At 63.5% G+C, this 22,970-nt stretch carries 17 protein-coding genes and 5 tRNA genes; 21 read left to right on the top strand and 1 reads right to left on the bottom strand.

The genetic code is table 11. From position 1 onward, the window contains the following. The first annotated feature begins 18 nt into the window (after positions 1–18). The 20 genes from C6570_RS01630 (at position 19) to C6570_RS01535 (ending at position 20,760) form a co-directional block, all read left to right on the top strand. Complete coding sequence (locus C6570_RS01630; RefSeq protein ID WP_106701455.1) at positions 19–867, top strand: uracil-DNA glycosylase; 849 nt, start codon at positions 19–21, stop codon at positions 865–867. A gap of 16 nt (positions 868–883) precedes the next feature. Further along, positions 884–969 (top strand) — tRNA-Tyr (locus C6570_RS01625). Positions 970–1,076: 107 nt separating this feature from the next. Further along, positions 1,077–1,150, top strand: a tRNA-Gly gene (locus tag C6570_RS01620). Positions 1,151–1,185: 35 nt separating this feature from the next. Continuing rightward, positions 1,186–1,260 (top strand) — tRNA-Thr (locus C6570_RS01615). A gap of 76 nt (positions 1,261–1,336) precedes the next feature. Further along, on the top strand, positions 1,337–2,527 hold the full coding sequence (gene tuf, locus C6570_RS01610) for an elongation factor Tu (protein ID WP_106701453.1): 1,191 nt from the start codon (positions 1,337–1,339) through the stop codon (positions 2,525–2,527). Positions 2,528–2,559: 32 nt separating this feature from the next. Beyond that, a tRNA-Trp gene (locus tag C6570_RS01605) sits at positions 2,560–2,635 on the top strand. A 122-nt stretch (positions 2,636–2,757) separates the two neighbouring features. Further along, positions 2,758–3,141: a preprotein translocase subunit SecE gene (gene secE / locus C6570_RS01600; protein WP_106701451.1), complete on the top strand. Its 384-nt coding sequence runs from the start codon at positions 2,758–2,760 to the stop codon at positions 3,139–3,141. Beyond that, positions 3,141–3,722, top strand: coding sequence for a transcription termination/antitermination protein NusG (nusG, locus tag C6570_RS01595; RefSeq protein ID WP_106701449.1), 582 nt, complete (start codon positions 3,141–3,143; stop codon positions 3,720–3,722). Before secE ends, nusG begins: the two co-directional genes overlap by 1 nt. 127 nt (positions 3,723–3,849) lie before the next feature. Beyond that, a complete protein-coding gene (gene rplK, locus C6570_RS01590; protein WP_106701447.1) occupies positions 3,850–4,281 on the top strand; it encodes a 50S ribosomal protein L11 in 432 nt (143 codons plus the stop codon). Between the two features lies 1 nt (position 4,282). After that, positions 4,283–4,978, top strand: a complete 696-nt coding sequence (gene rplA, locus C6570_RS01585; RefSeq protein ID WP_106701445.1) for a 50S ribosomal protein L1 — start codon at positions 4,283–4,285, stop codon at positions 4,976–4,978. Positions 4,979–5,236: 258 nt separating this feature from the next. After that, entirely contained in the window at positions 5,237–5,746 is a 510-nt protein-coding gene (gene rplJ, locus C6570_RS01580) for a 50S ribosomal protein L10 (RefSeq protein WP_106701443.1), read from the top strand. A gap of 43 nt (positions 5,747–5,789) precedes the next feature. After that, positions 5,790–6,170, top strand: coding sequence for a 50S ribosomal protein L7/L12 (gene rplL, locus C6570_RS01575; RefSeq protein WP_106701441.1), 381 nt, complete (start codon positions 5,790–5,792; stop codon positions 6,168–6,170). A gap of 362 nt (positions 6,171–6,532) precedes the next feature. Then, the gene (gene rpoB / locus C6570_RS01570; RefSeq protein ID WP_106701439.1) at positions 6,533–10,645 is read left to right on the top strand and encodes a DNA-directed RNA polymerase subunit beta; all 4,113 of its coding nucleotides are present in this window, start codon (positions 6,533–6,535) and stop codon (positions 10,643–10,645) included. A 130-nt stretch (positions 10,646–10,775) separates the two neighbouring features. Further along, complete coding sequence (rpoC, locus tag C6570_RS01565) at positions 10,776–15,005, top strand: DNA-directed RNA polymerase subunit beta' (RefSeq protein ID WP_106701438.1); 4,230 nt, start codon at positions 10,776–10,778, stop codon at positions 15,003–15,005. A gap of 72 nt (positions 15,006–15,077) precedes the next feature. Beyond that, positions 15,078–15,662 carry a hypothetical protein gene (locus tag C6570_RS01560; protein WP_106701436.1) on the top strand — a complete coding sequence of 195 codons (585 nt, stop codon included), beginning with the start codon at positions 15,078–15,080 and terminating at the stop codon, positions 15,660–15,662. A 1-nt stretch (position 15,663) separates the two neighbouring features. Further along, positions 15,664–17,010, top strand: coding sequence for a 16S rRNA (cytosine(967)-C(5))-methyltransferase RsmB (gene rsmB / locus C6570_RS01555; RefSeq protein WP_106701434.1), 1,347 nt, complete (start codon positions 15,664–15,666; stop codon positions 17,008–17,010). A gap of 46 nt (positions 17,011–17,056) precedes the next feature. Then, positions 17,057–17,596, top strand: a complete 540-nt coding sequence (locus C6570_RS01550) for a DUF4390 domain-containing protein (RefSeq protein ID WP_245896266.1) — start codon at positions 17,057–17,059, stop codon at positions 17,594–17,596. Further along, entirely contained in the window at positions 17,593–19,884 is a 2,292-nt protein-coding gene (locus tag C6570_RS01545; protein WP_106701430.1) for a sensor histidine kinase, read from the top strand. The genes C6570_RS01550 and C6570_RS01545 overlap by 4 nt, the downstream gene beginning before the upstream one ends. Positions 19,885–19,928: 44 nt before the next feature. Continuing rightward, on the top strand, positions 19,929–20,648 hold the full coding sequence (locus tag C6570_RS01540) for a response regulator (RefSeq protein ID WP_106701428.1): 720 nt from the start codon (positions 19,929–19,931) through the stop codon (positions 20,646–20,648). A 36-nt stretch (positions 20,649–20,684) separates the two neighbouring features. Beyond that, positions 20,685–20,760: transfer RNA gene (locus C6570_RS01535), tRNA-Phe, on the top strand. Between the two features lie 53 nt (positions 20,761–20,813). Here C6570_RS01535 and C6570_RS01530 read toward each other — a convergent pair. Further along, the gene (locus C6570_RS01530; protein WP_106701426.1) at positions 20,814–22,052 is read right to left on the bottom strand and encodes an alpha/beta hydrolase family protein; all 1,239 of its coding nucleotides are present in this window, start codon (positions 22,050–22,052) and stop codon (positions 20,814–20,816) included. Positions 22,053–22,341: 289 nt separating this feature from the next. Between C6570_RS01530 and C6570_RS01525 the strand changes: the two genes are divergently transcribed. After that, a complete protein-coding gene (locus C6570_RS01525; RefSeq protein WP_106701424.1) occupies positions 22,342–22,959 on the top strand; it encodes a response regulator transcription factor in 618 nt (205 codons plus the stop codon). Positions 22,960–22,970 lie beyond the last annotated feature (11 nt).

The following is a 22,970-nucleotide window of genomic DNA, read 5'->3' as shown; positions in this document are numbered from 1 at the left end:
TTGACTCAGATTCCGTTGATGAACGCGTGCGCTGCGCCAGCCGATCAGCTGGCGGTGTGGCCACCGTCTCTCGGCGACTTGGCCGCATTGGCGCCCGCGTGGCGCGCGGTGTGGGACGCGTTTGCCGCCAGCCCGCAAGGCGCTCAACTCACGCAGCGCTTGTCGGCGGCGTTGGCGGATGGCAACACCATCTACCCGCCCCAGCCGCTGCGCGCCCTGGCGCTGACGCCGCCTGACGCCGTTCGCGCCGTCATCTTGGGCCAAGACCCGTACCACGGCCCTGGTCAGGCCAACGGGCTGGCCTTTGCCGTGGCGCCCGGCGTTCGCACACCGCCCAGCCTGCGCAACATCTACAAGGAACTGGCGCGTGAATATGGTCGCCCGCCCCGCTTGGAAGCCGACGCCAACGGCCTGGTGCTGCTGGAACATTGGGCGCGCCAGGGCGTGCTGCTGCTCAACACCAGCCTGACGGTGGCCGACGGCCAGGCGGCCAGCCACGCCCGATGGGGTTGGTCGGCCCTGACCGATGCGCTGATCGCCCATGTGGCGCGCCAGCCACAGCCGGTGGTCTTTCTTCTGTGGGGCGCGCACGCCCAGGGCAAACAGGCCATCGTGCAGGCTGCGGCGAGTGACCGGCCGCACGCGGCAGGTGGCGTGGCGCCCGGGGCGCGCCACTGCGTGCTGACGGCCAACCACCCCTCGCCGCTGTCCGCGCTGCGGCCACCCGTGCCGTTCATCGGTTGCGGGCATTTCGGTGCGGCCAACGCATTTCTGGCCGCGCGAGGGCTGCCGCCCATCGACTGGCTGGGCGATCACGCCGCCCATCCGCACAAGCTGCTTGCCGAAGCGAAACGAACGGTGGCATAATCGGAGGTTCTCTGCCGGAGAGGTGGCCGAGTGGTTAATGGCAGCAGACTGTAAATCTGCCCTCTTACGAGTACGCTGGTTCGAATCCAGCCCTCTCCACCAGCAGACACCACGCCGTTGGGCGCGGCTGACAGGCGAGCGATAAGGATTGGCGGTTCCGGTGTTTGCCGCGAACGGGCTCTCAGCAAGACGCCATCCTTGGCGTCATCGCGGGAGTAGTTCAATGGTAGAACCTTAGCCTTCCAAGCTAATGACGCGGGTTCGATTCCCGTCTCCCGCTCCAGTTGGTCGATTCTGGCGGTGCAGCAAAGAGAATTTGCCCTTGTGGCTCAGTGGTAGAGCACTCCCTTGGTAAGGGAGAGGTCGTGGGTCCGATTCCCACCAAGGGCACCAATCACGATGGTCGCGTGCAGTGCAGCGCCGGCCCATCCAAAGCGTTGTTGAGTCAATTTTTTTCGGAGTCGAAGAAATGGCAAAAGAGAAATTTGAGCGTAGCAAGCCGCACGTGAACGTGGGCACGATTGGTCACGTGGACCATGGCAAGACGACACTGACCGCGGCCATTGCCACGGTGCTGTCCAAGAAATTCGGTGGCGAGGCCAAGGCCTACGACCAGATTGATGCAGCGCCCGAAGAAAAAGCGCGCGGCATCACCATCAACACCGCCCACGTCGAATACGAAACCGCCAACCGCCACTACGCCCACGTGGACTGCCCCGGCCACGCCGACTATGTGAAAAACATGATCACCGGCGCAGCCCAGATGGACGGCGCCATCCTGGTGTGCTCGGCCGCTGACGGCCCCATGCCCCAAACGCGCGAGCACATCCTGCTGAGCCGTCAGGTTGGCGTGCCCTACATCATCGTGTTCCTGAACAAGGCCGACATGGTCGACGACGCCGAGCTGCTCGAACTCGTCGAAATGGAAGTGCGCGAGCTGCTCTCCAAATACGAATTCCCCGGCGATGACACCCCCATCATCAAAGGCTCGGCCAAACTGGCCCTGGAAGGCGACACCGGCGAGCTGGGCGAACAAGCCATCATGAAGCTGGCCGACGCCCTCGACACCTACATCCCCACGCCTGAGCGCGCCATCGACGGCGCCTTCCTCATGCCCGTGGAAGACGTGTTCTCCATCTCCGGCCGCGGCACCGTCGTGACCGGCCGTATCGAGCGCGGCATCATCAAAGTCGGCGAAGAAATCGAAATCGTCGGCATCAAGCCCACGCAGAAAACCACCTGCACCGGTGTCGAGATGTTCCGCAAGCTGCTCGACCAAGGCCAAGCTGGCGACAACGTCGGTATCCTGCTGCGCGGCACCAAGCGCGAAGAAGTCGAGCGCGGCCAAGTGCTGTGCAAGCCCGGCTCCATCAAGCCCCACACCGAATTCGTCGGTGAGGTCTATGTGCTGAGCAAAGACGAAGGCGGCCGTCACACGCCCTTCTTCAACAACTACCGTCCGCAGTTCTACTTCCGCACCACCGACGTCACCGGCAGCATCGAGCTGCCCGCTGACAAAGAAATGGTGATGCCTGGCGACAACGTGTCGATCACCGTCAAGCTGATCGCCCCCATCGCCATGGAAGAAGGCCTGCGCTTCGCTATCCGCGAAGGCGGCCGTACCGTGGGCGCTGGCGTCGTGGCCAAGATCATTGCCTAATCAGGCCTTGGCCTTGAGGTAATGGCTCTCTTAGGGGTATAGCTCAATTGGCAGAGCGTCGGTCTCCAAAACCGAAGGTTGTAGGTTCGATTCCTACTGCCCCTGCCACCTGATCGGTGGCGCCGCCAAGGCACCCAGCCCGCCCGAGAACCGAGGCGGGCTTGCGTGTCTTGACGTTTTGAAATTTTGGATGAAGTGCTTTGGCACTTCGTCAATGGAACAAGCCCAGCATGGCGAGCACTCAAGTTGAAACCGTATCCTCCAGCGCGGACAAGCTCCGTCTGGCGGTGGTGGTGTTGCTGGTCGTTGGCGCCTTGGCGGCCTACTACCTGCTGGCGCCCCAAGGCCCGGTGGCGCAATGGGGTGGTTTGGTGGTCGGCTTGGTGCTGGCTGCGGTGGCATTCTTTACGTCCGAATCCGGCAAGCGCCTGATTGCCTTTGGTCGCGATGCCTGGCGTGAAGTGCAGAAGGTCGTTTGGCCCACCCGCAAGGAAACCATCCAGACCACGGCATTCGTGTTTGCGTTTGCGGTGATCATGGCGCTGTTCCTGTGGACCACGGACAAGACGCTGGAGTGGGTGTTTTACGACCTGATTCTGGGTTGGAGAGGCTGATGAGCGATACCGCAGTCAATGAAGTCGCTGCTGGCGAGTCGCGCAATCCCGACCTGAAGTGGTACGTGGTGCACGCCTATTCCGGTATGGAAAAGGCGGTTGAGCGCAACATCGTCGAGCGCGTGAACCGTGCCGGCATGCAGGACAAGTTCGGTCGCATCATGGTGCCGACCGAAGAAGTCGTTGAAGTCAAGAACGGCCAGAAGCGCACGACCGAACGGAAATTTTTTCCTGGCTACGTCCTGGTCGAAATGGTGATGGACGACGAAAGCTGGCACCTGGTGAAGCACACCAACAAGGTGACCGGCTTTGTCGGCGGCGCCAAGAACCGCCCGGCGCCCATCTCGGAAGACGATGTGATGAAAATCGTCAACCAGATGCAAGAAGGCACGGACAAGCCCCGCCACAAGGTGGAGTTCGAAGTGGGCGAGTACGTGCGGGTCAAGGAAGGCCCGTTCACCGACTTCAACGGCACGGTCGAAGAGGTCAACTACGAGAAGAGCAAGCTGCGCGTCTCGGTCACGATCTTCGGTCGTGCCACGCCGGTGGAACTCGAATTCGCACAGGTCGAGAAGGCCTGATCACTACTGTTTTTATAGCTGTTGGCGCTTTCTGGCTCTGCGCTGACGGTCAATTTCACTAGAGCCCACAACCCCGGGGAGCTTTGAGGCATTGGCCCAAGGCGTTTGAACCCGCAAGGAGAAAAGCATGGCGAAGAAAATCGTCGGCTTCATCAAGCTGCAAGTGCCGGCCGGCAAGGCCAATCCATCGCCACCCATTGGTCCTGCACTGGGCCAGCGTGGTTTGAACATCATGGAGTTCTGCAAGGCGTTCAACGCCCAGACCCAAGGCGTCGAGCCGGGTCTGCCGCTGCCGGTGGTGATCACTGCTTTCGCGGACAAGAGCTTCACCTTCGTCATCAAGACGCCGCCTGCGGCCGTCCTGATCAAGAAGTCCATCAAGCTGGACAAAGGCTCTGCCAAGCCCAACACCGACAAGGTCGGCAAGATCACCCGCGCTCAGCTCGAAGAGATCGCCAAGACCAAAATGAAGGACATGACCGCTGCCGATCTGGACGCCGCCGTGCGCACGATCGCCGGTTCGGCCCGCTCGATGGGCGTGACTGTGGAGGGCGTGTGAGATGGCCAAGCTGACCAAGAAACAAAAAGCCCAAGAAGGCGCCGTCGAGTCCACCAAGCTGTATCCGCTGGCCGATGCCATCGAATTGGTGAAAAAGCACGCCACTGCCAAGTTCGACGAATCGATCGACGTGGCGGTGCAGCTGGGCATCGACGCCAAGAAATCCGACCAGGTGGTGCGTGGCGCTGTGGTGCTGCCGAACGGCACCGGCAAAACCAAGCGCGTCGCTGTGTTTGCGCAGGGCGCCAAGGCTGAGGAAGCCAAGGCCGCTGGCGCCGACGTGGTTGGCATGGACGATCTGGCCGCCCAGGTGAAGGCTGGCGACATGCCGTTCGACGTGGTCATCGCCGCGCCGGACGCCATGCGCGTGGTCGGTACGCTGGGTCAGATCCTGGGCCCGCGCGGCCTGATGCCGAACCCCAAGGTCGGCACCGTGACGCCGGACGTCGCCCAGGCCGTGAAGAACGCCAAGGCGGGTCAGGTGCAGTTCCGCGTGGACAAGGCCGGTATCGTGCACGGCACGATCGGTCGCCGCTCGTTCGACACCGACAAGCTGCAGGGCAACCTGGCAGCGCTGGTCGATGCGCTGAACAAGGCCAAGCCGGCAACCAGCAAGGGTGTGTACCTGCGCAAGGTGGCTGTGTCCAGCACGATGGGTCTGGGCGTTCGCGTCGATACCCAAAGCATCACGGCTTGAATGTGAATTCGCGGGCAACCTTTCGAGGTTGCCCGCGGTGTGGTGGGCCGAGGCGCCGCAGTATTGCGCGTCGGGCCATCCAAGACCGCTGGCGTGTGTGAAGCACACTTAATCGCTCTTATTTTGAGAGCTGTCAGCGCAGATGGCGAGCCCGCTGCAAAGGTTTTTCCTGACGCAGTAGGTCGCTGCAAGTAGGCGCGTTAGGCGGCCTGCCGATTTCGGCAAACGGCCAATGAACGCAAATTGAAGGAGTAGACCTTGAGTCTGAATCGCAGTGAGAAAGAAGCGGTCATTAAAGAAGTGACCGACCTCGCCGCTAAAGCTCAAACGCTGGTGATGGCGGAATACCGCGGCATCACGGTGGCCGACATGACGAAACTGCGCAATGCAGCGCGCAGCAATGGCGTGGCCCTGAGTGTGTTGAAAAACACCCTGGCCCGCCGTGCTGTGAGCGGCAGCAGTTTCGAAGTGGCTGGCGACCAGATGACCGGCCCGCTGATCTATGGCTTCTCCGAAGACGCTGTCGCCGCTGCCAAAGTGGTGGCCGATTTCGCGAAGACCAACGACAAGTTGGTGATTCGCGGTGGCGTGTTCGGTGGCAAGGCCCTGGATCCCAACGGCGTGAAAGAGCTGGCAAGCATTCCCAGCAAGGAAGTGCTGCTGGCCCAGCTGTGCGGCTTGCTCATGTCGCCGATCTCCCGCACCGCCGTGGTGCTGGGTGCTCTGGCGGCCAAGAAAGGCGAAGGCGAACCGGCGGCTGCAGCCTGATTGGCGCAACCCGTTCGTCCCAATACTGTTTTAGGAAATCAACATGGCATTCGATAAAGACGCATTTTTGACCTCGCTGGACAGCATGACGGTCATGGAACTCAACGACCTGGTGAAAGCCATCGAAGAGAAGTTTGGCGTGAGCGCCGCAGCCATGGCTGCCCCTGCTGCTGGCGGCGCCGCTGCTGGTGGTGCAGCTGCCGCTGAAGAGAAGACCGAATTCAACGTGGTGCTGACCGAAGCCGGCGCCAACAAGGTGTCGGTCATCAAGGCCGTGCGTGAAATCACCGGTCTGGGCCTGAAAGAAGCCAAGGACTTGGTCGACGGCGCACCGAAGCCGGTTAAAGAAGGCATTGCCAAGGCCGACGCCGAAGCCGCCAAGAAGAAATTGGAAGAAGCCGGCGCCAAGGTCGAGCTCAAGTAAGGCGGCGTGGGCCAGACGGGCAAGCACGCTTGAAACCCGGGAAGGCGCCCTCAGATGCACTGAGGCGCTCTTTCTCTCAAGACTTCCTTACCCCTCCGGTTCACCCGGTTTGCCGGCTGGTTCGAAACGAACCAGCCTTTTGCGCTTTCAGAGCGCACCTGAAAACCAGCTCACGCAGATGGTTTTCAAGTGTCTTCTGATCCCGACTGCAGAAGACCACTTGGTTCGGACCGCGTGCAACGCGCGGTCGTCCGCCATCGGCTGGTAGTGGCCAGCCACCAAGCATGCATCAGACCTGCGCCCGCCGTCTGATGTCTAGTCGCCAGATGTCCAGGACACCCAGTTCACCGCCCGGAGATTTCATGGCTTACACCTTCACAGAACGCAAGCGAATCCGCAAGAACTTTGGCACGCGCGAGAGTGTGCTTGAGGTTCCGTACCTCCTCCAAATGCAAAAGGACGCCTACACAGCTTTCCTGCAAGCCGATACCGCGCCCAAAAAGCGCACGCACGAAGGCCTGCAAGCGGCGTTCGAATCCGCGTTCCCGATCGTGTCGCACAACGGCTTCGTCGAGATGAAGTTCGTCGAGTACAACCTGGCCAAGCCAGCGTTCGACGTGCGCGAATGCCAGACGCGCGGGCTGACTTTCTCCTCGGCTGTGCGCGCCCGCGTGCAGCTGATCATCTACGACCGCGAGTCTTCGACTTCGCAGTCGAAAGTGGTCAAGGAAGTGAAGGAGCAAGAGGTCTACATGGGCGAAGTGCCCCTGATGACCGACAAGGGCTCTTTCATCATCAACGGCACCGAGCGCGTGATCGTCTCGCAGCTGCACCGTTCACCTGGCGTGTTCTTCGAACACGACAAAGGCAAGACCCACAGCTCGGGCAAGCTGCTGTTCTCGGCGCGGATCATCCCTTACCGCGGCTCCTGGCTGGACTTCGAATTCGACCCGAAAGACATCCTGTTCTTCCGCGTTGACCGCCGCCGCAAGATGCCGGTCACGATCCTGCTGAAGGCCATCGGCCTGAACCCTGAGCAGATCCTGGCGAACTTCTTCGTCAACGACAACTTCCGCCTGATGGACAGCGGTGCCCAGATGGAATTCGTGGCCGACCGCCTGAAGGGTGAAGTCGCACGCTTTGACATCACCGACAAGACCGGCAAGGTCATCGTCGCCAAGGACAAGCGCATCACGGCGCGCCACACGCGTGAGCTGGAGCAGTCCGGTACCACCCACATCAGCGTGCCGGAAGACTTCCTCATCGGTCGCGTGGTGGCCCGCAACGTGGTCGATCCGGACACGGGCGAGATCATTGCCAAGGCCAATGACGAGCTGACGGAAGTGCTGCTCAAGAAGCTGCGCGACGCGGGCGTCAAAGACCTGCAGTGCATCTTCACCAACGAGTTGGACCAAGGCGCGTACATCTCGCAAACCCTGCGTGCCGACGAAACGGCCGACGAGTTTGCTGCGCGCGTGGCCATCTACCGCATGATGCGCCCCGGCGAGCCGCCGACGGAAGACGCCGTGCAGGCCTTGTTCCAGCGCCTGTTCTACAACCCGGACACGTACGATCTGTCGCGCGTGGGCCGCATGAAGTTCAACGCCAAGGTGGGCCGCGACGAGTCCACCGGCCCCATGGTGCTGACCAACGAAGACATCCTGGCCGTGGTCAAGATCCTCGTTGAACTGCGCAATGGCCGCGGCGAAGTCGATGACATCGATCACCTGGGCAACCGCCGCGTGCGCTGCGTGGGCGAACTGGCCGAAAACCAGTACCGCACTGGCTTGGCACGTATCGAGAAAGCCGTGAAAGAGCGTCTGGGCCAGGCTGAGCAAGAGCCGCTGATGCCGCACGACCTGATCAACAGCAAGCCGATTTCGGCCGCGTTGAAAGAGTTCTTCGGTGCCTCGCAGCTGTCGCAGTTCATGGACCAGACGAACCCGCTGGCAGAGATCACGCACAAGCGCCGTGTCTCGGCCCTGGGCCCGGGCGGTCTGACGCGCGAGCGCGCAGGCTTTGAAGTGCGTGACGTGCACGTGACCCACTACGGCCGCGTGTGCCCCATCGAAACGCCGGAAGGCCCGAACATTGGTCTGATCAACTCGCTGGCGCTGTACGCGCGTCTGAACGAATACGGCTTCATCGAAACGCCGTACCGTCGCGTGGTGGACGGCAAGGTGACCAACGAGATCGATTACCTGTCTGCCATCGAAGAAGGCAAGTATGTGATCGCGCAGGCCAACGCCGCGCTGGATGCCGATGGCCGACTGACGGGTGACCTGGTGTCTGCCCGTGAGATGGGTGAATCGGTGCTTGTGGGTGCCGACCGCATCCAGTACATGGACGTGTCGCCCGCGCAGATCGTGTCGGTGGCCGCGTCGCTGGTGCCGTTCCTGGAGCACGATGACGCCAACCGCGCGTTGATGGGCGCCAACATGTCGCGTCAGGCCGTGCCTGTGCTGCGTCCCGAGAAGCCCCTGGTCGGTACCGGCATCGAGCGCGTGGCCGCAGTGGACTCCGGCACCGTGGTCACGGCGCGCCGTGGCGGCGTGGTGGACTACGTCGACGCAACGCGCATCGTGATTCGTGTGAACGACTCGGAAGCCGTTGCCGGTGAAGTCGGCGTGGACATCTACAACCTCATCAAGTACCAGCGTTCCAACCAGAACACCAACATTCACCAGCGCCCCATCGTGCAGCGCGGTGACGTACTGGCCAAGGGTGACGTGGTTGCCGACGGTGCTTCGACCGATCTGGGTGAGATCGCCATCGGCCAGAACATGCTGATCGCGTTCATGCCCTGGAACGGCTACAACTTCGAGGATTCGATCCTGATCTCCGAGAAGGTCGTTGCCGACGACCGCTACACCAGCATCCACATCGAGGAACTGGTGGTGATGGCCCGCGACACCAAGCTGGGCCCCGAGGAAATCACGCGCGACATCCCGAACCTGGCTGAGCAGCAGCTCAACCGCCTGGATGAGTCCGGCATCATCTACGTGGGCGCCGAAGTGCAGCCTGGCGACACGCTGGTGGGCAAGGTCACGCCGAAGGGCGAAACCACGCTGACGCCGGAAGAAAAGCTGCTGCGCGCCATCTTCGGCGAGAAGGCCTCCGACGTGAAGGACACTTCGCTGCGTGTGGATCAGGGCAGCTCCGGCACCGTGATCGACGTGCAGGTGTTCACGCGCGAAGGCATTCCGCGCGACAAGCGCGCCCAGCAGATCATCGACGACGAACTCAAGCGCTATCGCCTCGACCTGAACGACCAGCTGCGCATCGTCGAAGCCGACGCGTTCGACCGTATCGAGAAGTTGCTCAACGGCAAAACCGCCAACGGCGGCCCCAACCGCATCTCCAAGGGCACGAAGATCGACAAGGCCTACCTGGCTTCCGTCGACAAGTACCACTGGTTCGACATCCGCCCGGCGGAAGACGACGTGGCGGCCCAGCTGGAAAGCATCAAGGTCTCCATCGAGCAGCAGCGCCACAGCTTCGACCTCGCGTTTGAAGAAAAGCGCAAGAAGCTGACGCAAGGCGATGAGCTGCCTGCGGGCGTGCTGAAGATGGTCAAGGTCTACCTGGCCGTCAAGCGTCGCCTGCAGCCCGGCGACAAGATGGCCGGCCGCCACGGTAACAAGGGTGTGGTGTCGAAGATCGTTCCGGTCGAAGACATGCCCTACATGGCCGACGGCACGCCCGCCGACATCGTGCTGAACCCGCTGGGCGTGCCTTCGCGCATGAACGTGGGTCAGGTGCTGGAAGTTCACCTGGGCTGGGCCGGCAAGGGCATTGGCCAGCGCATTGAGGAGATGCTCAAAGGCGAACAGCGCGTGGCCAAGCTGCGCAAGTACCTGGAAGAGCTCTACAACAGCACCGGCCGCAAGGAAGACCTGGCCAAGTTCAGCGACGAAGACTTGCTGAAGATGGCGGGCAACCTGACCAACGGTGTGCCGTTTGCCACGCCGGTGTTCGACGGTGCCTCCGAAGAGGAAATCCGCGCGATGCTCAAGCATGCGTACCCGGATGAAGTCGTGAAGGCCAAAGGCCTGACCGACACCCGCACGCAGGCCTACCTGTACGACGGCCGCACCGGCGACGCTTTTGATCGCCCGACGACCATCGGCTACATGCACTTCTTGAAGCTGCACCACTTGGTCGACGACAAGATGCACGCCCGCTCCACCGGCCCGTACTCGCTGGTCACGCAGCAACCGCTGGGCGGTAAGGCGCAGTTCGGTGGTCAGCGCTTCGGTGAGATGGAAGTGTGGGCGCTGGAAGCGTATGGCGCTTCTTACACGCTGCAGGAAATGCTGACGGTGAAGTCCGACGACGTGCAAGGCCGTACCAAGGTGTACGAGAGCATCGTCAAGGGCGAGCACTCGATCGACGCGGGCATGCCCGAGTCCTTCAACGTTCTGGTCAAGGAAATCCGTTCCCTGGGTCTGGACATCGAACTGGAACGCTCCTGAAGCGGGGCAGATTAATCAAAAAAGAGAGCTGCTAGCGCTTGTCTGGCGTGCGCTGCGAGGTGTTTTCATCCTCGAAGCCACGCCCGCATAGCGCGGCCAGCCATGGTTTTTGAAGCAAGGAAAGAGTCACATGAAATCGCTACTCGACCTGTTCAAGCAATTCACGCCCGATGAGCATTTCGATGCCATCAAGATTGGCCTGGCGTCGCCTGAAAAAATCCGGTCCTGGTCCTTCGGTGAGGTCAAAAAGCCCGAGACCATCAACTACCGTACGTTCAAGCCTGAGCGCGATGGCCTGTTCTGCGCCAAGATCTTTGGCCCGATCAAGGACTATGAGTGCCTGTGCGGCAAGTACAAGCGCCTGAAGCACCGCGGTGTCATCTGCGAAAAGTGCGGCGTTGAAGTCACGCAAACCAAAGTGCGCCGCGAACGCATGGGCCACATCGACCTGGCTGCGCCTTGCGCGCACATCTGGTTCCTGAAGTCGCTGCCTTCGCGTCTGGGCCTGGTGCTCGACATGACGCTGCGCGACATCGAGCGCGTGCTGTACTTTGAAGCCTACGTGGTGACCGACCCCGGCATGACGCCCCTGAAAAAGGGCAGCATCATGAGCGAGGACGACTACGACGCCAAGCGCAAGGAATACGGCGACGAATTCGTGGCCCGCATGGGTGCCGAAGGCGTCAAGGAGCTGCTGGAAGCGATTGACCTCGACATCGAGATCGAGCGCCTGCGCGGCGACCTGACCGGCTCCGAAGTCAAGGTCAAGAAAAACGCCAAGCGCCTGAAAGTGCTGGAAGCGTTCAAGAAATCCGGCATCAAGCCCGAGTGGATGGTGCTGGACGTGCTGCCCGTGCTGCCGCCGGACCTGCGTCCGCTGGTGCCGCTGGACGGTGGCCGTTTCGCCACGTCGGATCTGAACGATCTGTACCGCCGCGTCATTAACCGCAACTCGCGTCTTCGCCGCCTGCTGGAGCTGAAGGCGCCTGAAATCATCGCGCGCAACGAAAAGCGCATGCTGCAAGAGGCGGTGGATTCGCTGCTGGACAACGGCCGTCGCGGCAAGGCGATGACCGGCGCCAACAAGCGCGCCCTGAAGTCGCTGGCCGACATGATCAAAGGCAAGAGCGGCCGCTTCCGCCAGAACTTGCTGGGCAAGCGCGTCGACTACTCGGGCCGTTCGGTCATTACCGTGGGCCCAACGCTCAAGCTGCACCAGTGCGGTCTGCCTAAGCTGATGGCGTTGGAGCTGTTCAAGCCCTTCATCTTCGCCCGTCTCGAAGCCATGGGCATCGCGACCACCATCAAGGCCGCGAAGAAGGAAGTCGAAGCCGGCACGCCGGTGGTGTGGGACATCCTGGAAGAGGTCATCACCGAACACCCGGTGCTGCTCAACCGCGCACCCACGCTGCACCGCTTGGGCATCCAGGCGTTCGAGCCGATCCTGATCGAAGGCAAGGCCATCCAGCTGCATCCGTTGGTTTGCGCTGCGTTCAACGCCGACTTCGACGGTGACCAGATGGCTGTGCACGTGCCGCTGTCGGTGGAAGCGCAAATGGAAGCCCGCACGCTGATGCTGGCGTCCAACAACGTGCTGTTCCCCGCTTCGGGCGAACCGTCCATCGTGCCTTCTCAAGACGTGGTGCTGGGCCTGTACTACACCACCCGCGAGAAGATCAACGGCAAAGGCGAAGGCATGGTGTTCACCGACGTGGGCGAAATCCAGCGTGCGCTGGAAGCCGGCGTGCTGGAACTCACCGCCAAGATCACCGTGCGCCTGACCGAGTGGACCAAGGACAAGGCGACGGGCGAATTCGTGCCCTCTACTGGCCTGGTGGAAACCACGGCTGGCCGCGCGCTGCTGTCCGAGATCCTGCCCAAGGGCCTGCCGTTCTCGGTGATGAACAAGGCGCTGAAGAAGAAGGAAATCTCGCGCCTGATCAACGCTTCGTTCCGCAAGTGCGGCCTGAAGGAAACCGTGGTGTTCGCAGACAAGCTGCTGCAAAACGGTTTCCGCCTGGCGACGCGCGCTGGCATCTCGATTGCGATTGACGACATGCTGGTGCCGCCGCAGAAGGCCGGCATCATCGAGCGCGCCGAGAGCGAGGTCAAAGAGATCGAGCAGCAGTACGTCTCGGGCCTGGTGACCGCGGGTGAGCGCTACAACAAGGTGGTGGACATCTGGGGCAAGGCCGGTGACGAAGTGTCGAAGGTCATGATGGCCCAGCTGGCCAAGCAAAAGACCACCGACCGCCACGGCAAGGAAGTGGATCAGGAGTCGTTCAACTCCATCTACATGATGGCCGACTCCGGCGCCCGCGGCTCGGCTGCGCAGATTCGCCAGCTGGCCGGTATGCGTGGCCTGATGGCCAAGCCTGACGGCTCGATCATCGAGACGCCCATCACGGCGAACTTCCGTGAAGGCCTGAACGTGCTGCAGTACTTCATCTCGACGCACGGTGCGCGTAAAGGTCTGGCCGATACGGCGCTGAAGACCGCCAACTCGGGTTACCTGACTCGCCGTCTGGTGGACGTGACGCAGGATCTGGTCGTGACCGAGAACGATTGCGGCACCAGCGATGGCTCTGCGATGCGCGCCATCGTCGAAGGCGGTGAGGTTATCGAATCGCTGCGCGAGCGTATTCTGGGCCGCAGTGCCGCAGAAGACTTGGTCAACCCCGAGACGCAGGAAGTCGTCATCAAGGCGGGCCAGATGCTCGACGAAGACGCCATCGACGAGCTCGAAGCCGCCGGTATTGACGAAGTGCGCGTGCGCACGGCACTGACTTGCGCCACACGCTTCGGCATCTGCGCCAAGTGCTATGGCCGCGACCTGGGCCGTGGTGGCCTGGTCAACCAGGGTGAGGCTGTGGGCGTGATCGCCGCGCAGTCTATCGGCGAGCCGGGTACGCAGCTGACCATGCGGACGTTCCACATCGGCGGTGCGGCTTCGCGTGCGGCCGTGGCATCCAGCGTGGAAGCCAAGTCCAACGGCCTGATCGGTTTCAACCCGACCATGCGCTACGTGACCAACAGCAAGGGCGAGTTGGTGGTGATTTCACGTTCGGGCGAGATCGTGGTGCACGACGAGCATGGCCGTGAGCGTGAGCGCCACAAGGTGCCTTACGGCGCCACGTTGACCGTGAAGGCGGATCAGGCCATCAAGGCGGGCATGGTGCTGGCCAACTGGGATCCGCTGACGCGACCCATCATCACCGAGTTCGCCGGTCAGGTTAAGTTCGAGAACGTAGAAGAAGGCCTGACGGCGGCCAAGCAGGTGGACGAGGTCACGGGCCTGTCCACGCTGGTGGTGATCGATCCGAAGCGCCGCGGCTCTGCCAAGATCGTGCGCCCGCAGGTCAAGCTGGTGGATGGCGAGGGCAAGGAAGTGAAGATTCCTGGCACCGACCACTCGGTGACGATCGGCTTCCAGGTCGGCGCGCTGATCCAGGTGCGCGACGGCCAGGACGTGGGCCCTGGCGAGGTGCTGGCGCGTATTCCGGTCGAAGGCCAGAAAACGCGTGACATTACCGGCGGTCTGCCACGCGTGGCTGAGCTGTTCGAAGCCCGTTCGCCCAAGGACAAGGGCATGCTGGCCGAGATGACCGGCACCATTTCCTTCGGCAAGGAGACCAAGGGCAAGATTCGCCTGCAGATCACCGACCCCGAAGGCAAGGTGTGGGACGAGCTGATTCCCAAGGAAAAGAACGTGCTGGTGCACGAAGGCCAGGTGGTCAACAAGGGCGAAAGCATCGTCGACGGCCCGGCCGATCCGCAGGACATCCTGCGCCTGCTGGGCATGGAAGAGCTGGCGCGCTACATCGTGGACGAAGTCCAGGACGTGTACCGCCTGCAGGGCGTGAAGATCAACGACAAGCACATTGAGGTGATCGTTCGCCAGATGCTGCGCCGTGTCGTGGTCGAGAACTCCGGCGATTCCGGCTACATCGCCGGCGAGCAGGTCGAGCGCAGCGAAATGCTGGACACCAACGACGCACTGCGCGCCGAAGGCAAGGTGCCGGCTACCTACACCAACCTGTTGCTGGGTATCACCAAGGCTTCGCTGTCCACCGACTCGTTCATCTCCGCCGCTTCCTTCCAGGAAACGACGCGCGTGCTGACCGAAGCGGCCATCATGGGCAAGCGCGACGAGCTGCGTGGCCTGAAAGAGAACGTCATCGTCGGCCGCCTGATCCCTGCAGGTACCGGCATGGCCTATCACCAGGCCCGCAAGGTGAAGGACCAGATGGACGAGGCCGAGCGCCGCGCCATCGCCGAAGCCGAGGAAGCCGAGTTGGCCGAAGCCACCGCTGGCGCCGACGATGCGCCCGCCGCGGATGAGGGTCACGCAGCCGAGTAACAATCTGCTGCGTTTATAGGAGCGCCCGGCCGTTGTGCATTCAGCGGCGCGGGCGCTTTTTTATACAAATTCATGGGCACATCAAGCATCTGGATCGCCGCGGCTGCCGCCATCGTCTTTTTCTGGGGCGTGGGCGCGTACAACCGCCTCGTTCGCCTTCGCGCCGCAACGCGCACGAGCTTTTCCGTGCTCGACGAGCAGCTGATGCGGCAGGTGGTGCTTGTGCAGGCGTCCATGCCCGAAGCGTTTCGGGGCGGGCTGAAGACTTCGCCAGGTGAGTTGCAGGACGGCGGCACCGCTGCGTGGACGCGCTTGCAGGCCGCCAGCGAACAGTTTTCAGCCGCTTTGGCGCAGGCGCGCCGGGCCGCCACCGATGTTCCCAGCATGGCCAGCCTGGTGATGGCCCACGAAGCGCTCCGCGCCGCCTGGGCGGCCGCTTTGGTCGACGCCGTGCCAGCCGACGCCGTGCCCTCTGCCGAGCGCCTGCAGGAGCGCTGGATGCGCCAGTTACACCAGGCCATGCCCCTGCGTGCTGCCTACAACGAGGCGGCTGCGGCCTACAACCGTGAGATCGCCATGTTTCCCGCGTGGCTGCTGGCCAAAGCGTGTGGCTTTGCGCCTGTGGGGTCCTTGTCGCGCATGACGGAGGCGCGCTGAGATGTCTGTTCAAACCGAAGCCCAGGCCACCACGCCGCATGGGCCGCCTTTGTGGCGGCAACTGCAGTGGACGGCCAAGCTCGTGCAGGGCGTAATGGCCGGCCAATCCCTGGCCACGCAGCTGAACCAGGTGCCGGGCGAACTGCGCTCGGGCGTTCAGGCACTGACGTTCGAGGTATTGCGTGGGCTGGGCTTGGCCACTGCTGTGCGCAGCCAGCTGGTGCCGCGTCGCCCCCCCGCACCTGCGGATGCGCTGCTGTGTTCCGTGCTGGCGCTAATGCTGGCGCCGGGCGCTGAGCGCTACGCGCTGCACACTCTGGCGGATCAAGCGGTAGAGGCCGCCAAGCGAGGCCGCGACACACGCAACCAGGCGGGGCTGATCAACGCGTGCATCCGGCGTCTGTCGAAAGAGCGGGAGGGCCTGCTCCAGCGGGTGGCCAACGACCCGGTGGCGCGCTGGAACTATCCGGCGTGGTGGGTCAAGCAACTTCGGTCCGACCATCCAAAAGACTGGCAAACGATATTGGGGCAGAGCCAACACCCCGCGCCCATCGTGTTGCGCGTGAACGTTCTGCGAAGCACGCTGGATGAGGCGATGGCCGATTTGGCGGCGCACGATATTGCTGCAGCGCCGGTGGGAGAAGCGGCCATTCAACTCGCACGGCCGATGCCCGTGGCGGCGATTCCTGGCTTTGCTGAAGGGCGCGTTTCGGTGCAGTCGGCGGCGGCGCAAAGAGCAGCGCCGTTGCTGATGGCGGACCTGGGCACGCAAGCGCCGCGCATTTTGGACGCCTGCGCTGCGCCCGGCGGCAAGACCGCTCACATGCTGGAGCTGCACCCCGACGCGCAGGTCACGGCGCTGGAAGTCGATGCCGTGCGCGCAGCGCGCATCGGCGAAACGCTGACCCGCCTGGGGCTGCACGCAGACGTTCGCGTGGCCGACGCAGCCAAGCCGGCCGACTGGTGGGATGGGCGCGCATTCGACCGCATCATGCTGGACGCGCCCTGCAGTGCCTCGGGCATCGTGCGCCGCCATCCGGACATCCGTTGGCTCCGCAGGCAGACCGACATTGCCGCGCTGGCCGCGCTGCAGGCGGGGTTGCTGGAGGCGTTGTGGCCTTTGCTGGCGCCAGGCGGGCGAATGCTCTACGTCACTTGCTCCGTATTTCGGGAGGAGGGTGAGGGCCGAGTCCAGGCATTCGTCGCGCAGCACCCCGAGGCGCAGGCGTTGCCCTCCCCGGGGCATCTGCTGCCCAGGGGCGACTCGGGGGGTATTCCGGCGACAGGCGAGAATGCGCGCTGTGACGATGGTTTCTATTACGCACTTCTGGCCAAGCGCCCGGGTTGACCGCCCCTTGCGGTGGCTGGCGCTCGCCTGCGCACTGGCGCTGCCCGTGGCCGCAAGCGCGCAGAACGCCGATCTGGAGAGCCTGCGCGTCGAGCGCACCGATGAAGGCCTGCTGTTGAGCGCGCGGCTGAACATCCGCTTGCCCGGCGCGGTAGAGGAGGCGCTGGACAAAGGCATCCCCATCCACTTCGTGGCCGACGCCACGGTGATGCGCGAGCGCTGGTACTGGACGGATCAGCGTGTGTCGGCGTCGCAGCGCTACATGCGCGTCGCCTACATGCCGCTTACCCGGCGCTGGCGCTTGAACACGTCCAGCGAACCGTTGACCAACGCCGGGTTGGGGGTCAGCCTCACCCAGCATTACGACACGTTGGCGGAGGTGATGTCGTCGGTAGGGCGCTTCTCGCGCTGGAAGATCGCATCTTCGGCCGACATGGATTCGGGCAGCAAGCAAAGCCTGCGGTTTCAGTTCCGCTTGGATTCATCCCAGCTACCGCGAACCATCCAGCTGGGCTCGCCCGGTCAAGCGAGCTGGACCGTTGGTGTCGACCGCACGGTGGATTTGACCCAGGAGTCGATCCGGTGAACAGCGGCGGCGGGCCGGTCGCACAGCGCACCGCTGCGCGCACGGCGGGCTCGCGCTGGGCGCTGTGGACTGCGATTGCGGTGCTGGTCGGGCTGGGCCTGGTGCTGGTGTTCTTGCTCGCTCAGGCCACGAACAACCGAGAGCTTTACGAGCAGCACTACGCGCGGCTGTTTGTTGTCAACGTTGTGGTGGCGACCGGGCTGGCCCTGGTCATTCTTTGGGGCGTCTATCGACTCTTCACGCGGTTGCGCAAGGGCAAGTTCGGCAGTCGCCTGCTGATCAAGCTGGCAGCCATCTTCGCGCTGGTCGGTGTCTTGCCTGGCCTGCTGATATATACGGTTTCGTTTCAGTTTGTTTCGCGCTCGATCGAATCGTGGTTTGACGTCAAGGTGGAGGGCGCGCTGGACTCGGGCTTGACCCTGGCGAGAACCTCGTTGGACACACAGGCGCGCGACTTCGGCAATCAGCTGCGCGCTGCGTCCTCTGCCTTGGCCGACACGCCGGATGCATTGGCCGCGCTGCCGTTGGACCAAATTCGTACTCAGCTGGGTGCGACGGACGCCACGTTGTGGAGCAGCTCCGGCCGGCTGATTGCCAGCGCGGGGCAGTCTCGGTTTGATCTGACGCCCGAGCGGCCCTCTGCCCAGCTCATGCGCAATCTGCGCACGCAAGGCGTATCGACCTTGATCGAAGGGCTGGACGATGTGGGTAACCCCCAGTCGCCCTCGGCAGGTCAGCCGCGCATCCGCGCGCTGGTTCTGGTCACGTCGCGTTCCGTGGGGCTGGTGAGCGAGCAGCGTTTGCTGCAGGCCGTCCAGCCTTTGCCCTCGGCGTTGGTGGCCGATGCGCTGGCGGTGCAGGAGGCCAACCGTGAGTATCAGGAGCGTGCGCTGGGCCGCGATGGCCTGCGCCGCATGTACATCGGCACGTTGACGCTCACACTGTTTCTTGCCGTGTTCAGCGCCGTTCTGCTGGCGGTCATGCTCGGCAAGCAATTGGCCACACCTCTGCTGATGATTGCGGATGGCGTGCGCCAGGTGGCGGCCGGAGACCTGACACCCAAGCTGGTCATGCAGGGGCGCGACGAGCTGGTTGGCCTGACGCGGTCGTTCGCCGACATGACGCAGCAATTGGCCGATGCCCGAGCGATCGCCGACACCAGTATGCGCGAGGCGGTGGCCGCGCGCACCAACCTTCAGACCATTCTCGACAACCTCACTGCCGGCGTGATCGTGCTGGACGCGCAGGGCACCATTCAGTCCACCAACCCGGGCGCGACGCGCGTGCTGCGCCTGCCCATGGCGGCCTATACCGGTCGGTCGTTGGGCGATCTGCCGGGCCTGGACCAGTTTGCGCAAGAAGTTGCGTCGCAATTCGAGCTGTTCGAGGGCGAGCGCCTGGAGCATGGGCTCGACCACTGGCAGCACCAGTTCGAGTTGTATGGGCACGGCGGCGGTGGCGTGGCGACCGAGGCGATCTCCCTGCTGGCGCGCGGCGCCGCCATGCCGGACGGCTTGCGCCTGCTGGTGTTTGACGACATCACCGAAGTCGTGTCTGCCCAGCGATCACAAGCCTGGGGTGAAGTGGCGCGCCGCTTGGCGCATGAAATCAAGAACCCGTTGACGCCCATCCAACTGTCTGCCGAGCGGCTGGAGCGCCGCCTGAACGACAAACTGGAGCCTGCCGACCGCGCGGTGCTGACCAAGTCCGTGCGAACCATTGTTGACCAGGTGGACGCCATGCAGCGGCTGGTCAACGAATTCCGTGATTACGCCCGCCTGCCCACCGCGCAGCTGCAGCCGGTTGATCTGAACGAGCTGATCGGCGAGGTGCTGCACCTGTATGGCAGCCACGCTGACGCGACGAGGGCGAACGGGCCTGCGCTGCGGTTCGAGCCGGACGCGCGTTGCCCAAGGATCATGGGCGATGCCCAGCAGCTGCGTCAGGTGATCCACAACCTGGTTCAAAACGCTCTGGACGCCACGCAGGACAACGAAGGCGTGCCCTCGGCGGATACCGCAGTGATGATCCGCACGCATTGGGCCGAGGCTTCAGGCCGTGTGCGCATGAGCGTAGTTGATGCCGGGCACGGCTTCACGGACGCCATTCTCAAGCGCGTGTTCGAGCCATATGTCACCACCAAGGCCAAGGGCACGGGCCTGGGCCTGGCGGTGGTCAAGAAGATCGCCGAAGAACACGGCGCGCGCATTGATGTTTCGAATCGACTTCATGACGGCCGCGTGGTCGGTGCGCAAGTGTCGTTATCATTCGAGCCAGCGCCCGCGTGACCCGCGGACGATTTCAGTTGCATTGAAGGGAAGCAGTCTCCAACATGGCCAATATCCTCGTCGTTGACGACGAACTCGGCATCCGAGATCTTCTGTCTGACATCCTCAACGACGAGGGGCATACAGTGGAGTTGGCCGAGAACGCGGCCCAGGCCAGATCGGCACGTCAGATCGGGCGCCCCGACCTGGTTCTGCTCGACATCTGGATGCCCGACACCGATGGCGTCACGCTGCTCAAGGAATGGCGCGGCACCGGCATGCTGACCATGCCGGTCATCATGATGAGTGGCCACGCCACCATCGACACGGCGGTCGAAGCCACGCGCATCGGCGCGATGTCGTTTCTTGAAAAGCCCATCACGCTGCAGAAGCTTCTGAAGGCTGTTGATGCCGCCTTGACGCGCGAGCCCTCTGCGCCACGCAGCGCGCCCGTCATGGAGGTGGCCGAGCTGGCCGTGGGTGCCGCGGTGACCACTCACGCAGCAGATCTGACGGTGGAAGCGGCCATGACCGGCGGGCAATCGTTGCCCACCATTGCCGATCTGGGCCCGCAGGGGCAACGCACGTTCGAGCTGGACAAGCCGCTGCGCGACGCGCGCGATGCCTTCGAGAAGGCCTATTTCGAATTCCATCTGGCCAAGGAAGGCGGCTCGATGACCCGCGTGGCGGAGAAGACCGGCCTGGAGCGCACGCACCTGTATCGCAAGCTCAAGCAGCTGGGTGTCGATCTGTCGCGCGGACGTCGCGGAAACGCCGCTGTCTGATTCGGCCAAACTTGGTGATAGAATTCGTCGCTTAACGGCCCGGTAGCTCAGTTGGTAGAGCAGCGGATTGAAAATCCGCGTGTCGATGGTTCGATTCCGTCCCAGGCCACCAAATAAAAAGCCCTTGGTTTGATTCAACCAAGGGCTTTTTTCTTGCCTGCCGCCTCAGAGGTCTGTGGCGATCTGCCCCAGGCGGGTGACGGCGAAGTGGAAATACTCGGGCACACAGTCCAGATGGCCGAGCTTGCCTGTCGTGCAATCGGTCAGCGTCACAGCTGGAGCGCCAGCGGCGCGCAGCGCGCTCAGGGCCGAGGTGGATGCTGAGTAGGGCACCGTCAAATCCAGCCGCCCGTGGAACAGGTACACCGGCACGGTGGGCGCCCAGCCCAGATGCACGCTGTGCTCTCGCGCCAGCGTTTCGCGCTCGTCAGCGATGTAGCGGTCCAGAAAGAGCGTCTGGTAAGCAACGTCGCCGTCATCAGGCACCATCTGCTTCATCAGCAGGTTGCGCACTTCGATGCGCACGCTTTCCGGCAGCTTCGACAGCCGGCCTGGGTCCAGCACCGCGCCCAGTGGCGGGAACAGCTTGCCAACCCTGTCCAGTTGCGCATCCAGCGTTTCGACCACGTCGTAAGGGCCCGCACCGGGCACGGCGGCCTTCACACGTTGGGCCAGTGCGCCGTTGGCCAGCTGGATGGCGCGGTGCGCCGCCATGGTGGCGTAACCGCCTTCCGAATACCCTGCCAGAAACAGCTGGCCGTTGTCGGCCACGCCGCTGCTGGCTCGCCACGTGTCGGTGGCCTGCAGCATGTTGACCACGGCATTGGCGGTGGGTGCTGCAATCAGGTAGGGGTGCACCTGCCCCTTGGCCGCGCCAAAGCCCACGTAATCGGCGGCCACCACGATGTACCCCAGCGAGGCCAGCACCAGCGGCGGCTCAACCGCCTCTACCTTGTTGCTGGGCGCCTGGTCGTCGTGGAAGGTGGTCGCGTGCTGGTAGCTGATGATGGGGCTGCGCGCGCCGGTCGGTTTGACGGGCACGCTGACCAGGCCTGAAGCGGTGGTGGTCACGCCGTCCTTGTCGGTGGTCAGGTACGTCAGCCGGTAGGAGTTGACGGCGTACAGCGGCGTTACCTTGCCTTGCACCTTGCTGTCGGGCGCGTTGAGCGCGGCGTTGATGTCGGCCACCGAAATCTGGTTGATGGCCTGCGCGGCCACCAGGTCGCCCGGGTTACGGGCCGCTGGCGTGTTGCCGCCGTCGTTGCCATCGTTGTCGTCGCCGCCACCGCAGGCGCTTAGCAGCAGCACGAGCGATGCGGCCACGGCGGCGGTGGCACGGTGCGCGGCGCGGCCAGCGGGTCGTGCCCATCGTCGGGGCCGCAGGGGGAAGTGGGTCAGTGCCATGGTGTGTGATCAATCAAGTGAATGGGTGGGTGGCGGGTGCGCCGCCCGTGGGTACTGCACGGTCGCGGCACCCGCAGGGTGCGCGCCCGATACCCGGGCTAGCTTGGCATACGACGGCGGCGGCCGATGTCGGACAGGCGCGGAAACTGCGGCAAGGCCCGTCAACGCGAGCGGCCGCCTCGCCGCATAATGGCGCCTCTGAAGACCATCCGCCGCCCGCCAGGCAGCCGCGTGGCCGACATGGCGAACAGGTGTTGCGCCACCGCAAACCGCTCGCCCCTTTCAGTCCATGCCCCAGGATTCCACCGTCTACATCATCGACGACGACGCCAGCGTCCGTGACGCCATGGCGTGGCTGCTGCGTTCGCGCCGTTTGCTGTCGGAGGCGTATGACAGCGCCGAGGCCTTCGAGGCCGCGCGCGGGCACGACGAGCCCATGGCGCCCGGCTGCATCCTGCTGGACGTGCGCATGCCGGGGCTGAGCGGGCTGGCGCTGTTCGAGCGGCTGTCCGAGCGCGGCATCGCCCACGCCTGGCCCGTGATCTTTCTGACCGGCCACGCCGACGTGCCCACGGCGGTGGACACCGTCAAGCGCGGGGCTTTCGACTTTTGCGAAAAGCCGTTTTCCGACAACGCCCTGGTCGACCGCGTCGAGCAGGCGCTGGCCGTCTCGCGCGAGCGCATGGCTCAGCTGGCGGTGCAGCGCGCCGTGCGCGCCCGCACGCACGAGCTGACCGAGCGTGAACGCGATGTGATGCGCCTGGTGGCCGACGGCCGCCCCAACAAACTGATCGCCGACGAGCTGGGCATCAGCGTGCGCACCGTAGAGGTGCACCGCGCGCGCGTGTTCGAAAAGATGGAGGTCAAATCGGCCGTCGAGTTGGCCAATTTGCTACAAAAAATCTAGCTTGCAGCGCA

It is taken from the genome of Ottowia oryzae, assembly GCF_003008535.1.
In the GTDB taxonomy this organism is placed as follows: domain Bacteria; phylum Pseudomonadota; class Gammaproteobacteria; order Burkholderiales; family Burkholderiaceae_C; genus Ottowia; species Ottowia oryzae.
Note: the sequence above shows the minus strand (reverse complement) of the source record. Positions and strands in the feature narration are given on the sequence as shown.